The sequence below is a fragment of the Flammeovirga kamogawensis genome, from assembly GCF_018736065.1.
Lineage (GTDB): Bacteria > Bacteroidota > Bacteroidia > Cytophagales > Flammeovirgaceae > Flammeovirga > Flammeovirga kamogawensis.
In genome coordinates this window covers 405,009-419,732 of record NZ_CP076129.1, presented here as the reverse complement: position 1 = coordinate 419,732, position 14,724 = coordinate 405,009, and the positions used below count along the sequence as shown (strand labels likewise).

Here is a 14,724-nt window from a genome sequence, read left to right as displayed (position 1 = left end):
TTTAATGGACTATAATGGCGGTTTGGAGCTATGGAAATGGCAATGGGAAATATTACAAAATCCTGCAGCAATGGTTTCGTTTGTGAATGAGGATCAGGATGGGAATGAGTGAGTTTGTTGGGAAATTAGTGGAATTAGAAGATCTGACAACAGAAAATACGATAAAGGATGAAAAAATATTAGAGCTTTTATTAGGAGAATTGTGTTCAGATGATGTATTGATGAGTACATTTGAGACGAACGTTACTTTGGTTGAGGAATGGAAATTGTTATATGAAAATAAGAGTAAAAAGGTACGTAAAAATTCGGATCAAATTTTACTTTTTTCATCTTTAGATTTAGCCGCTCAAGGTTATATTGCAAAAATGACAGATGAGAATATGAGTCAGATAACTACATTAGAAAACTTTGTAAGTTCATTGTCAGTAAGTAATTTGAGGGTTGATGCTTTAAATGATCATGATTATATTATTCCAGAGAAATTTGTTTTCTATGAAAAGACGGTGATTCCTCATTGGACGTCAGATAAAGAACAAACCTACCAAACTACGGTAACTTCTAATTATGCTCAAGTACCTATTGTTTCTGATTGGGCGAAGGAATGGAGTAACCAATATGATGGAAATATTAAAAAATCGAAAAGTGCTGATTTAGCGGTGAAGGAATATGCTGCAAATAGTCCTGATCTTAGCCACATACCACAAAGTGATTTTGAAAGAACTTGGAAAAATAGAAAAGGAGAAATAGAACCTATTAAAATTACTTTAAGAAATGAAAAAGTGATAGGTAATAGACGTCATGATATTTATGATCAATCAAAAAATAAAGCAATAGAAGTTAAAGATTATTCCTCTCATAATGTTTGTTTATCAAAAGATATAGAGAAAGAAGCTTTGATGGATATTGAACTTCTTAATAAAGAAGTTGGTGGATTAAGAGAAGTTGAATGGATTTTTCTAAATAGAGGGCCAAGTGAAAATTTAAGAAAACTACTAACTGAAAATAATATTACAGTAACCGTAATTAATGAGATAAAATGATTATACCGCAAGAATATTTTAATAATTGGATAGAAAACATTGAAACGAGATTAGAAAGTTTCATTAATAAATTTGAACCTAATGAAAGAGAACAACTTGATTTTAGTATTGAATCATTAAAGGTGATAGGGCGTAAATTCATTAAGGATTTTGGGTCTATCAGTGAATTAAGGAAAATTGAAAATTTATATTTAGTTGATGAATATGTGACTTATCTTGGAGAAGTCTATATAAGAAATGACAAAATAAGAAAACTCTATTGGGACGTTTTTCATAATCTTAAAAGTTTTGAATATTTCCCAGGTTTAGATTGTAATGAATATTCAAATAGTGACGTAAATTTAGCAGGAGATTTTGCTTATATTTTATTTAATAAAGCAAATGATGAATTTTATGAAACATGTAAAGGAAATATTAATTATATCATTGAAAACGAAGAAAGACTTCGAAAAGTAGAATCTATCCCTATCCCCGAAACCGACAAAAGTGATTATGAACATTGGTTATTTTTAAAAGATGATTGTTTATCTATTCACGATTTTAAGGTTATACTTGAGAACTATTACACTTCTAAAAAGAGAGATGTAAAAGTTGAGTATACTAACGAAAGAAATAATAGATTATTAATCACGATTGGAGATTACTATTTTCATGCATATAAAAATGAAAATTCTTATGTTCAAGTAGATGCAACTGAATTTTCAAAGAGTTATACAGGGGAAAGAAGTAAAGAAGATATTACATCCTGTAAAACTAGAATTGAAGTGTGGGGAAATGAAGATTCAAATGCCGATCATATCAATGAATACATGTATATCATGGAACAATTTACCAACAATGAGAAAATATTCATTTACAGTCTTACCCAGAGGCTTTTTTATGATGAAATATAAACCTTGAAAATCTATAAAGCCGTAAAAGTTAGAAAATAGCTTTTACGGCTTTTTCACTTCTTCTATTGAAATCACCCGTTGCCGAGGGAACAAACACCGTAGAAGTGGCCATCAATGGAGCCACAGAAAATGTGTTTTTCCGTTCAGAAGACAAAAGTTTAACAGCCAATGCTCGTGATGGTGTAGTTAGCTTACAAAGTAAAAAAGACAACAAGCCTACAGAATGGCAAGCGTACAAAACCATTGACGGAAAAGAAAAGTATGTAGGAAAAATTAATGTGCAACCTTACGAGAAACAGCAATACACATTACGAATTTACGCAGTAAACGGACAAACTCTTCCCGATGCCACAGACTTACAAATGTACCAAAATGCAGTTTATGGTCAAGCACTTATAGAATGGACAGTAGACATAAAAGATAGTTATGATTTAAAGTACAGTGCTTGGGATATCAACCCACAAGATGATGCCCTACAAGTTGGTGATTCAGAGTCGTTGACAGCGTATACTTCGGAGCAAAAAAACATCATCAAATACTTCCGAGACAAGCATACAAAACCCAAAGGAAAAGAGGTTGTCTTGTTCTGGTCGCCTAAGGCATCAGATGAAGCTGTAGATGGTTTTATGCCTTTATCCTCTCGCTACGGTTTTATTTTTAACCCCTCGAATAACGAAGAAACTTACCGTACCGTAGCCCACGAACTTGGTCATGGTGCTTTTGGATTAGGGCACACATGGAAAACGCTAGAAGGAATTACGAAAGGCTCAACTGCTAATTTAATGGACTACAATGGCGGTTTGGAACTATGGAAATGGCAATGGGAAATATTACAAAATCCTGCAGCAATGGTTTCGTTTGTGAATGAGGATGAGGAGGGGCAGAGTGCAACAGTTTCAAATATCTCAAAATTAAATAAATTCAAAAATGAGGATGGTACATTCACTTTTATAACACCAAGTGGTTATCCAATAACTATTGATAGTGGTTTACAGGAAGTTATATTTAGTACCGGAGATAATTTTTATTTAAATCAATGTACAAGTGGTAACGATAAGGCTTTGATTGCTCCAATAGGTACTTTACTAAAGTTTACAGTAAATGGGATTGAATATACAGGAAGATTAGGTTGTAGCACCCAAAAGTTTATGGGTTATAAAGATCCTCAGGGGAATATCTATGCTGATGTAAAAACAGAAAAAATTGTAGACTTTATTTTAAAGGATGGAAAAGCAATTATAGGTGTACCTTGTTTAAAAGATGGAAATGTAAATTTCTTAGTATCAACCTATTCTTTTTCAGAGAGTTTCTTTAGTCAATTATCAAGTTCTTCATCAAAAAAAGATGGAGAACTATTAGAATATAATTTTTTAGATGGGAAATACCCGATCACAGATGGTGAGTTTATTTATGCTAAAATCACACCTGAATTAGGTGATGAGGCTAAGTTATTTCTTACTGCTTTTGCTTCTGAAGCAGACGTTGATAGAAATACATCTAATATAATTTTTACTCACGCACATCAGATCAACCTTTATCCACAATTATTTCAACATTGTACAGCTGATTTAATTTTAAACAAAGAGCAATTCAAAGCAAACTATATAGCTTTAATAAAAAATAAAGCTTTAGATCGAAATGTATCTGAAGATGGCGGTTTTGATGTGGATGTTTTCTTTAAAAATTCATTAGAAAATTATCTTGGAGGTGCACCTTCTTTTTATTACGAATTAGATGTAGCAAGAAGAAAATTAGATCAAATCTTAACATTGGAAGGTGATGAGATCAAGAAGTTACTGAACGCCTATTTCGAGTTTTCATGTGTTTGGTCTACAATTAGTGTAGGTGAAAAGGATTATGTTTTAGAAGAACTTATTAAGAAAAGTTTTGTTGATGAATTTATTGTTCAAATTATCACCTCAACAAAAACAGATGAGGAAAAGAAATTATTATAAACGTTATTATCTAATAATGAATTTGACCTTTATTACAAATTAGTTAATCAGATTGATGGCTCAGACTATGACTTGTTTATAAATACAATTACCCAGTGGGATTTTCAAACCAATCAATCAAGATATAATGAATTTGTGTTTGAGCCAGTTATTGATTCAGGAGACCAATATTTATTTGATAATACTAAAGACTTTTATCTTCATAATGTAGGTGTTTGGGGTATTACAAATATAGGAGAAAACAATACCTTAGAATTTGAAGTAGGAGGGGATATGAATGAAAGTAACAAGTCAATTTCATTTTATACAAAGAGAAAACTTAATAATAGTTCACAATATATTCATAGACTAACTACAGCTAATCCATTTGAGTTGGTGCATGTCACTTTTAGAGATTCATTTTTTAATACTTTAGGACTAGAAGGAGGATATATAAAAGAAGGAACATCTTATATAGTACCTATATGTTGGTTACAATGGTTTAGTACTAACTATAATAGAAATATTCAAATGGATAAAGCGAGGATAGCTCTTGAAACAGTAGCTATTTTGTCAACATTGGGTACTTCTTCAGGTACAATTGCGGCTTTGGAAGTCAGTATGTCCAGTACAGATATTTTTATTACATTAAATAAGGATGCCATTAAAGAAAACTATGGTCAAGATGGAGAAGACTTTATTAATGATTGGGACCTTTTGACAGGGCTTTATGGAGGTGCTATTTTAGTGAATGGAGGTTATAAATTAAGCAGAAGTGTAATTAAAAAATCTTATCAAAAAGTAGTAAATTCAAAGCAATTTAGAACAACTTTAGAATCATTTTCAAATGTATTTAATAAAATAGCTGTTCAAAGTGGCAAAGCTACTGCTTGGTCCAAAGCATTTTTAGAACTGTCTCATTATACATTACTTGATTTAGCCTCTTTTTCTTCTTCAAATTTTAAGGCGAGCCTTAGGAATAATTTATATGCTGTTGTTGTTAAAGCTGAAATGGAATATCAAATTGCCAAATTTGAATATAGTTCAACAGGTGATTTAATCTTTAAAGAGCTTTCACTAGCAGATGATGTAGGGAATTATGAACGTATAGGTCAATTAACGGATATAAATTATCATAATGGGACAATAGTAACAAAAGGGAATTTAGGAATATATGAAGATTTAGCTACTAATACATTTTGGTTAAAAGTACTAGATGATGATGTTGACGCATTAATTGCTAACCAAACATTCAAATCCATAGAATATAATGACTTTATAAAAACAGTTCCTGATTTTGTTGGAGAGAATGCTACAAAAAATGAAAGTTTAGCAAAATGGGCTTACTATTATTGGGGTACAGATGATTGGGATAAGCTCTATAAACTTTTTGTAGATAATAATCTGAATAAGTGGGGGGCAATCAATTGGCCTCCATTTAATGGTGCAAAAAGTATTACAGAAGTTAAGAAAGGGAATCAATTAGAAGGTTTAGTATTCGATAGGTTTCAGACTTCTGAAAGTTTAGGAGGTAGTTTTGCTAGTCCTGTTAGAAGTACAAGTCATGGTGTCGAAGACCTAGTTTATACTTATGATTCCAGAGCTTTATCAAATAACATAGAAGAAGGAACTTATTATCTGAAATTTAAATTCAAATCTAATTTACCCGAAAACCTTGCTTTAGAATATGGCGAGGCAATTCCATGGTTTAATCTCTCAGGTAATGCCGAACAAGTAAAATCATCATTATATTTTCAAGATCTATTAGCAGACGAGTTAATTGAAGTTGTTGAAAAGCTCAAATATCAAAATGGAGAATGGATAACAGTTTTAAGTAAATCTGTAGGAGCAGATTTAGCAGGTAAAATAGATGAAGGTTTAGAAGCTATTCTAAACAATAAACTTTCTGATGAGCTTAAAGCACATTTTATCAATGATTTTAATTATAAAAATGCTGATGGAAATGCTCCTTTTAAAGATTTCTTTGATGCTGTAGATGCAAGAGAAGCTGAGTCTTTTGTTATAGCTTGGAGTAAAGCTTATAAAAATACAGATCTTTCAAGACAACTTAGATCGAATGAAGTAGTACTCAATTTCATAAAAAGTAAAGGGAATCAACTTCCACAATCAGAAATTGATGCTATATTTGATAATATAAATTATCCTGTAAAGGAAATTTTAGAAGATACACAAGGAAGACTTACCATTGTTTTGGAAAGAGGAGGCAGTAGTTCCAATAAAGTAATTTCTGTTCACCCAATAAAAGGAGGTGGATATATAACAACACCTTACTCAAGAGCATATAGTCCTGATGCAAATCCTTCAATTGCTGTTGAATTAAGTGACAATAGACTTGTTCCTGATTATTCGATTGGCGAAGGGAGGCAGTATTTATGTGCTGAATCTGAGTTGGCATTAAATCAAAGGATTCAAGCGGCAATTGAAAAACAAAAAAATATTGTTGAAATTGAGATGACAGGTTATAGAAATTCTAATGTCTGAGAAGAAATAGTAGGAGACTTTGAACAAGCTAATATTAAAGCAGGTTTCTTGGGTAGAACACCACCAGAAATTAATGGTGTAAGATATACATGGCATCATATGGATGACTTTAGAATAAACGAAGAAGGTAAGATGGTTTGTACAATGCAATTAGTCAGAGCTGATGCACATACAAACTTAAAAGGTATGAGTCATACTGGCTCTGTAGGTCAAATGAAAGCATATACTGGTAATAAAAATTTATATCCATTTTAATTTTATGAAGATGAATAGTATTTTAATTAAAAGAAGAAATAGAAACGTAATTAAAATTGAGGAAATAAAAAAAATTGAGATAGTACTAAAAAAGAAATTACCAAATGAATTAATTCAATTTTTGATGAAGTACAGTGATTGCACATTATTTGAATGCTTTTATCAAAAAGAAGGAATTTACACAATGCCAGGGTATATAGTTGGTGTTTCTGATAAAAACCCTAATATTTTTGATTTAATTGAAGGTAATATATTTTATAATGATATAGATTGGTTGCCATTTGCTTGTGATTATGGTGGTTGGGTATTTAATGTGTCATTATCTGAAAAAACATATGGTGAAGTGTGGATCAATAAATTTGATAGTGGTGAGAAAAATCCTTTTGAATTTGTTTCTTCTTCACTTGAAGAATTCATCAATGGTTTGAAAAGAGTTGAGGATATATAAATTATGAAAATAAAAAACACACTGATTTCTAAAATTCTTTATTTTAAAGATGTTATCACTCCTAAGTTGGAAGCTGAAAAATATACTATTAATCTTCCTAATACCTTATTTGATTTTACTTTAAAAGATTTAGTAGGAAAAAGGATTTATAAGTTATTAGTGTCAGGAAAAATTGAAAATGTAAATGACCTAGAAAAGACTTTACAAATAGATTTGAATGATCCATTTTCCTACTCTAATTATTGTTTTTTAGAACATGAAAATTATATAATAATACTGACGTATGGAGAAATTCAACCTCAATTATGGGAGTTATCATTAGAAGCTGTTTTTGAAAAAGAATAAAGAGAATTGGATTAGTATATTTTGAATGATGTATAATTTATAAGGGGTAAAGAGTCAGGTCAAAGAGAGAAGTGTCATCTGCATTTACAAACCCACTGTCCCACTGTTCGTAATGTTAAGCGGCAGCGTCATTACGAACTCACCCATTGTGAAAGTTTGTAACTTATCACAACATCAAGAACTAAAAACATAGTATGCATTTTATTTCAACATCCTTTTAATTTTGACTGATCCATCTAACTTTGGGATCAATTTTGAAATACAGAAATCGTGAGTTACAAACTCACACAATTTTCTAGTTCCGAGTGACGCCTTCGGCTTAACACCCGGAACAGTGAGGATATATTACCAATTGAAGGAAAAAAGGTAGAAGCAGCAGACCCTCAATATATTAATTTCTCTTGGGTACCAAGGCATTTAGCTTCACCAAATCGTCCTCAAAATGTTACTTACCGTTTTCAGGTTGTAGAAATACTAAGAGATAATCAAACAGCTGGAGATGCCTTTGCTTCAACACCTCCTATTATTGACGAGGAAAATGTAATGGCACCAGCTTACCAAATTACAGCGATAGATGCACCCTTAGAACCTGGGAATACCTATGCATGGAGGGTGCAAGCTTATGATGAAGATGAACTAGGTCTAATAAAAAACAATGGTTGGAGTGAACCACGATTATTTATTTTTGGAGAGGCATGTATTGCTTGTCAACAATTTGCCATTGCCAACACCACACATTCCAGAGCAGAACTAGAATGGCAGGGAGCTTTTGAACATACCAGTTGGGAAGTGAGGTACAGAAGAAAAGCAGACAAAAATGAAGATGAATTGCCTTGGAAAACAAAAGAGTTTTTAACCGATCAAGGTATTGTAAAACCTTTAGAAGATAGTACTTATTACCAATTTCAAGTAAGAGGATCATGTGCTGGTGGAAGATTCGGAGAATGGTCTGCCGTAAAAGAAGCGATAACAGAAAAAGCACCAGAAAGTACATATAGCTGTGAAGGTGGCGTTGTAACCATTGCTTGGGAAAATAACGATCCACTGTTAACTCCAATGGAAGTTGGAGAAAAATTTACTGCGGGAGATTTTGATGTAACTGTAGTAGAAGACGTAGTCGCTAACGGACAACATACAGGTATTGGTATGATCCGTATAGCCGCATTTAATAAGGTGTTTTTTAATGTAGAATGGGAAGACATTACCTTAAACACAGACAACCAATTAATTGATGGAGAAGCGTTAGTAACAGGGTCTGACACAGATATTATTCCACCCGAATTGGCAGCAGCAATAATGGGAGGTCTTGATGTATTGGATAAGGTTTTAGCAGGTGCTGAGTTTGTAGCTAATGTAATAGATAATCTGCCTACGGACATAAAACAGGATTATACCTCTTCTAAATCTGAAGTAGATACCAGTAAAGAACAATTAAAAGAAGAGAAAAAGCTTCTTAAAGAAGCAAAAAAACACCTCAAAAACCTAGACGAAGAAGATGAAGGTTATGAGGAAGCAGTTGCAGCCGTAGAAGCAATGGAAACAACCGTTGAATCTAGAAGACAAACAGTTGCAACAGCACAAGGGAAAAAATCTCAAGCTATAAAAAAAGCAATCAATTATGTTACTGCCGAGCTGCAAAAAGGAATAAAATATTTTGTAAAGTTTACAACAGGTGTTGTTGATGTTCTTAACGATAAATCGGGTGCAATTCGTAGCGGTAAAGCCCAACAAGTAGTAGCAGACGGCGATACACTATTGGCCTATATTGCTAAAATAGATGGGGATACTTTACCTCCAAGTGCGGCTTCTTCTTTGGTGAGACAGCAAGAAGAAGAAGCTCTTTTGGCAATTGTAGACCAAATGGTGAGTGTTATAGAAATTATTCAAGGTGGTAGCGATGCAAATGTTGAAAATATTATTTCAACCACTCAAAATATTATAAATTCTAAAGATCAATTAGCGGAGGCATCTACTATTTTAGGTCGTTTTTCTGGAGGAGGTATTCCGGAAGCAGTAGACATGGCAAAAACCAGTGTTTGGGCTTTTAAAATGATTTTTGAGAAAATGTACAATGCCACCGCAAATGATGAGGGCGAAGTACAGGATGGTAGTAATTGGGCCACTGAAGACTTAATCATTTTTACTAAAAACGAATCAACTCCCTACGGTTTTGATACAGGTGGAAGAACTGCAGATAAAAGTTATTATACCGAAATAAATTTTGGGGGTGATACAGAAAATTATATCCTTCCGTGGGTTGTTGCCGAGGGAACAAACACCGTAGAAGTGGCCATCAATGGAGCCACAGAAAATGTGTTTTTCCGTTCAGAAGACAAAAGTTTAACAGCCAATGCTCGTGATGGTGTAGTTAGCTTACAAAGTAAAAAAGACAACAAGCCTACAGAATGGCAAGCGTACAAAACCATTAACGGAAAAGAAAAGTATGTAGGAAAAATTAATGTGCAACCTTACGAGAAACAGCAATACACATTACGAATTTACGCAGTAAACGGACAAACTCTTCCCGATGCCACAGCCTTACAAATGTACCTAAATTCAGTTTATGGTCAAGCACTTATAGAGTGGACTGTAGACATAAAAGATAGCTATGATTTAAAGTACAGTGCTTGGGACATCAACCCACAAGATGATGCCCTACAAGTTGGTGATTCAGAGTCGTTGACAGCGTATACTTCGGAGCAAAAAAACATCATCAAATACTTCAGAGACAAGCATACAAAACCCAAAGGAAAAGAGGTTGTCTTGTTCTGGTCGCCCAAAGCATCAGATGAAGGAGTAAATGGTTTTATGCCTTTATCCTCTCGTTACGGTTTTATTTTTAACCCCTCGAATAACGTAGAAACTTACCGTACAGTAGCCCACGAACTTGGTCATGGTGCTTTTGGATTAGGGCACACATGGAAAACGCTAGAAGGAATTACGAAAGGCTCAACAGCCAATTTAATGGACTACAATGGCGGTTTGGAACTATGGAAATGGCAATGGGAAATATTACAAAATCCTGCAGCAATGGTTTCGTTTGTGAATGAGGATCAGGAGGGAATGGCTTATAATCAAAATGGAAGTTCAGTAGCGATTTTGTGTGATAAAAATGTAATTGCTGAAGTAGTTAAACAAACCATATTTTATACACCTGATGGAACAGCCATTGATTTAAGTTTATATAAAGACTCAAAATTGAGACCTTACTCTATCTATACAAATGATGATGTAACCACATCTGCAAGAGGAGCAGTTCATTCCTTAATAGATGAATCAGGTAAAGTTTATACCCTTCGTTTCTTATCACAGTCATTAACGAATAGACGTTATAAGTCATCAGATGGAAAAGAAGTGGTTATTGAAAGTATAAAAACTACTTCAACTGGATTTAGAGTCTCTATTGATTGTGCAACAAAAAATGTGACTATAAATGGAACAACAATTCAGTCTTCTTGTCTGACTTGTAAGGAGATTGAAGCTGATGTAAATGAATCGACATTCTTCAAAGATTATGGAGAAACAAAAGTTGATCATTTAATTTCCTATGCAAAATCTATTGGTAAATCAGTAGAAGAAAAATTAAATGAAAGAGCTGAAATAATTGATGCACTTAAAGAAAAATTAAATACTGATGCAAACAATAGCAATTTGTTAGGGGAAAGAATGGTAGATAGGTTAAATGCCTATGAGACACTAAACGACAAACAATTTAAAGTCGTATTTTTAGAAACAAACTTTTTATCAACCAATCAAAAAAGTTGGAATGATTTAGCCAAAGTAGTTTTTGAACAAAAAGGATATACCAAAAATGACATTTTGGTTACTATCCCTTTTGTAAACTTGAAAGGTATTGGTAATGATATGGGTGAAATGTATGCAATGCCAGGTATTTATGCTGGTTCTAATGTCAATATTAAAACATCTAATTTAAAAGCAGATTATGCCAATTCTATTGCTACCTCAGAGTGGTTAATCAAAGAATTGGATAAAGAGCATGGTATATTAGTGGATTTTATATTTGATTTATTTAAGAATACAGAAAAGCGAGTAATTATTTATGAAGGGATTTTAAACCCATCTTTATCGGTTAATGTCACCAAATATCAAGGGCAAGGTTTTTATGGTCAAAATCATTATGTGAAACTCTATCAAAATGAGGCAACTCAATTAATGATGAACCAAGTAGATCAATACAAAATTGATATTGATAAATTAAAAGCTCCATCTCCGAATCAAAAAGTTCGACAAGAATTATTGCTTCTAGTTCCAAAATTAATTCGAAATGCAAGAAAAAGCATAGTTATGAATATAAAAGGTTCTAACTCCAAGCAGCTACTTCAATTTACACCAGAAAAAACAGAAGAGTATTTATTTAAAGATACTTATGCAGTTCAATTTTCTAAAAATGAAGCTATTGAGGATCAAATTATAAAGTATATAAAAGATCAAGCATTTAATAAATATGTAGCACGCTTGAATACTTTAGAAATTACTGTTCATTTTGATGCTTATTCTATAGATAAAACAAGCAACACATGGAATAGAGAACAAATTTATTGGGAAACCATTGATCAATACGCTTATACATCATTTGATATTCTTTCTATGGGATTATCACTTATAGCATTAGATTTTGTGGCGGATGGTATGGGATTGGTCTATGCGGTAGGTAGACAAGATTTAGAAAAAACAGTAGAATATACCATTAGTCTGTCGATACCTCTTATGAATGGAGAAATGATAAAAGTAACAAAAGAATCGCTTCTTTATATCAGTAGAAAAGGAGGAACAAAACAAGTTTCAACATATGGCTTTGAAAAAGCATTTTATGAAGTTAACCAAGATATTACTGATGGAAAAGCACAGGAAGTAATTACGTTAATTGAACAAAATAAAGTAACCAAAGAACTTCAACAAGAGCTGACAAAGTATACTGATAATGCAAATGAACAACGAAAAGTAATCGATAAAATTTTAACTACTGTGGATACAGATATTTTAGCTAGATTAAAATCAAAGTTCAAAGATCATGAAGAAATAACCACTTGGTTAAATAATAAAGGTGATGCTCTCCCAATAGATCTACTTAACAAATTAGAAGCACTTCCTAATGACACAAATCTATTGTCTAAACTATCTTCAGACTTAGGAAATATTCAAGCATCAATCGAAGAAAGTCCAACGATGTTGGATGTATGGAAAACGTTTGTAGAAATGTTTCCTGAAGAAAAATTATGTACAACTCTACCAACTCAATAAGAAAGCTATTATGAAACAGATTATTTTATTCTTATTATTCCTTCTTCCATTTTTTAGTGCAAAAGCTATTTCGGGAGATCCTTGTAAATGGTCGGCATTAATAGAAGCGTGTAAAAAAGGAGGAGAAGAATTAGAGAAATTGACTTCAGATCCAATCATTTTAATTACATTTTATACTTTAGAAAAGAATTCTATAATTCGAAGTAGTCCTGAATATTTAGAGAATCTAAGCAATGTTTATCAAGAATACCCTCAGCTTGTAGGAGAAATAAAAGCAGGTATACAAGCAAGTCAATCCAAGAAGAATTTAATTAGTAATCTAAGTACTGCTGAAAATGAAACCGCAGTGCGTGAGATATTGGCAGAACAAAAAAGTATTGAAAAATTTGCTAAATTTGATGACTCCTTCTTGCCAGATGATCCAAAAATAATAGATGGAGTATATATTGAACAACAAGATCCTGCGTCAGATGCTTTAAATGCGATTAAAGAAGAGAGAGATAAATACAGAAATGCTTTAAAAGAAATAGAGGATAAAACATCGAGTGATTATAAAACCACAAAAAATAAAATTGGTTTAGAGTCTGAAAAAGCGGCAGAAAAAGCTTCCGATGAATTAATCCCCGAAATATATAATGATGCCACAATGAAACCTCTCGAATTTGTAATGCCAGGTAAATCAGGTCAATTTGATAGAATTTATTATGACACTAAAAACAAAAAATTTATTATTGTAGAGGCAAAAGGGGGAAGTTCAAAAATTGGTACTCGTTTGTATGAGCAAAAAAACTACGAACAAGGAACAGATGAGTATCTTTTAAGTATTATAGATCATATGCAGGAAAGAGGAGATCAAAATGCAAAAGATTTAGCAGATGAATTATCCGTTGCTTATGATGCAAAAAAGATAGATTACCTCTTAGTAAAGCAAGAATTTAATACTAATACAGGGGCTTTGAAACCAACAAAAATTTCAAAATTTAAACTAGAGTTTAACAAGCAATAATATGATACATATTAAAAGAAATAATACACATAGATCTAAGGACATTGATTTAGTTTATCGAGCTATAAGAAGGCGCAAAGAAGTGATCAAAGAAAGCTTTAAAGAAAATATTTTTATTGAAGATACAGATAGAATAGGTTTAAATACAAGGAGCTTTCTTGATTTACTTTGGAGATTATCAGTCCTAGAAGGCGACAATCACCGAGAAGAACAAATTTATTTTCTTTCTTTAATTAAACGATTTGCCAAAGCACACTATACCTTAGCTTACAATCCAGAAGAAATGGTAGAGATAAGTTTGGAAGAAGGAAAAACACATCAAGTGAAAGCACCAAAGGGGCTAAAACTTTTAGTGGACTTTAATTCTTGGTTAAGATATTTAAGCATTTTTATTGTGCTTAGGGATAGGGAAGGTTTTGATTTGATGTTAAAAGCCAAAGAAGAATACTTTAAGCTTTCAAATGCTCATTATGATAAATTGGATCATATCCTTATCCAATTTTTTAAAGCAATAGAAAACCCCACACAAGCCTTAACAATCAAAGCTTTTGAAGCCACAAAACCATTTGTAGGGAATTACCTTGATGAAAAATTTGCAGCAGAATTTGTATTAAATCAATTTGAACCCCTTTTATGTGTATACGATGCACTTTTCCGTAAAGACGATGACTTATTTAATAAAGAGTTAGAAAAAGCCTTAAGACTTCATCAAGAGTATTATACAGATGAAAGTGATGATACCGATCATTCAGCCGATGCTTCAAAAGGATGGGTCAGTTGGCTACTCTTGGCTCCTGTTACTATGGCATATGATAGAGGCGTAAAGATTAATGTCAGTTCGGAATATATTCCTGAGTGGTTATATAAAAAAGAATTTGACATCTAAATGCTAATCTTTTAACGAGATTAGTCATAACCCAACAAGCCAACCTTCAAAAACTAGGTTGGCTTGTTGTTTATAAACTCATAGCAGTTAAATAAGCCATTGATATCTCTTTATAAAATAATTGTAAAGTATAATCTTAAAAACTATTGATAA

10 protein-coding genes are annotated in these 14,724 nt (G+C 32.5%); all 10 read left to right on the top strand.

Features of this window, described 5'->3' with window-relative positions:
* Positions 1-104 precede the first annotated feature (104 nt).
* The gene (locus KM029_RS20630; protein ID WP_144076744.1) at positions 105-1,040 is read left to right on the top strand and encodes a hypothetical protein; all 936 of its coding nucleotides are present in this window, start codon (positions 105-107) and stop codon (positions 1,038-1,040) included.
* Positions 1,037-1,933 carry a hypothetical protein gene (locus KM029_RS20625; protein WP_144076743.1) on the top strand — a complete coding sequence of 299 codons (897 nt, stop codon included), beginning with the start codon at positions 1,037-1,039 and terminating at the stop codon, positions 1,931-1,933. The genes KM029_RS20630 and KM029_RS20625 overlap by 4 nt, the downstream gene beginning before the upstream one ends.
* Positions 1,934-1,998: 65 nt before the next feature.
* Positions 1,999-3,888 carry a zinc metalloprotease gene (locus KM029_RS20620; protein WP_144076742.1) on the top strand — a complete coding sequence of 630 codons (1,890 nt, stop codon included), beginning with the start codon at positions 1,999-2,001 and terminating at the stop codon, positions 3,886-3,888.
* Between the two features lie 72 nt (positions 3,889-3,960).
* Positions 3,961-6,369: a hypothetical protein gene (locus tag KM029_RS20615; protein WP_144076741.1), complete on the top strand. Its 2,409-nt coding sequence runs from the start codon at positions 3,961-3,963 to the stop codon at positions 6,367-6,369.
* A gap of 48 nt (positions 6,370-6,417) precedes the next feature.
* A complete protein-coding gene (locus tag KM029_RS20610; protein ID WP_144076740.1) occupies positions 6,418-6,624 on the top strand; it encodes an HNH endonuclease in 207 nt (68 codons plus the stop codon).
* 10 nt (positions 6,625-6,634) lie between these two features.
* Positions 6,635-7,072 carry an SMI1/KNR4 family protein gene (locus tag KM029_RS20605; RefSeq protein ID WP_158631232.1) on the top strand — a complete coding sequence of 146 codons (438 nt, stop codon included), beginning with the start codon at positions 6,635-6,637 and terminating at the stop codon, positions 7,070-7,072.
* Positions 7,073-7,075: 3 nt separating this feature from the next.
* The gene (locus tag KM029_RS20600) at positions 7,076-7,417 is read left to right on the top strand and encodes a hypothetical protein (RefSeq protein WP_144076738.1); all 342 of its coding nucleotides are present in this window, start codon (positions 7,076-7,078) and stop codon (positions 7,415-7,417) included.
* Positions 7,418-7,960: 543 nt separating this feature from the next.
* On the top strand, positions 7,961-12,679 hold the full coding sequence (locus tag KM029_RS20595; RefSeq protein ID WP_144076737.1) for a hypothetical protein: 4,719 nt from the start codon (positions 7,961-7,963) through the stop codon (positions 12,677-12,679).
* Between the two features lie 10 nt (positions 12,680-12,689).
* Entirely contained in the window at positions 12,690-13,685 is a 996-nt protein-coding gene (locus KM029_RS20590) for a hypothetical protein (RefSeq protein ID WP_144076736.1), read from the top strand.
* Between the two features lies 1 nt (position 13,686).
* Complete coding sequence (locus KM029_RS20585; protein ID WP_144076735.1) at positions 13,687-14,571, top strand: immunity 49 family protein; 885 nt, start codon at positions 13,687-13,689, stop codon at positions 14,569-14,571.
* Positions 14,572-14,724: the final 153 nt, after the last annotated feature.

Excerpts from the sequence above, each read along its gene's own strand:
- KM029_RS20630 (WP_144076744.1), top strand. The coding sequence starts at position 105 with ATGAGTGAGTTTGTTGGGAAATTAGTGGAATTAGAAGATCTGACAACA.
- KM029_RS20625 (WP_144076743.1), top strand. The coding sequence starts at position 1,037 with ATGATTATACCGCAAGAATATTTTAATAATTGGATAGAAAACATTGAA.
- KM029_RS20605 (WP_158631232.1), top strand. The coding sequence starts at position 6,635 with ATGAATAGTATTTTAATTAAAAGAAGAAATAGAAACGTAATTAAAATT.
- KM029_RS20600 (WP_144076738.1), top strand. The coding sequence starts at position 7,076 with ATGAAAATAAAAAACACACTGATTTCTAAAATTCTTTATTTTAAAGAT.
- KM029_RS20595 (WP_144076737.1), top strand. The coding sequence starts at position 7,961 with ATGGCACCAGCTTACCAAATTACAGCGATAGATGCACCCTTAGAACCT.
- KM029_RS20590 (WP_144076736.1), top strand. The coding sequence starts at position 12,690 with ATGAAACAGATTATTTTATTCTTATTATTCCTTCTTCCATTTTTTAGT.
- KM029_RS20585 (WP_144076735.1), top strand. The coding sequence starts at position 13,687 with ATGATACATATTAAAAGAAATAATACACATAGATCTAAGGACATTGAT.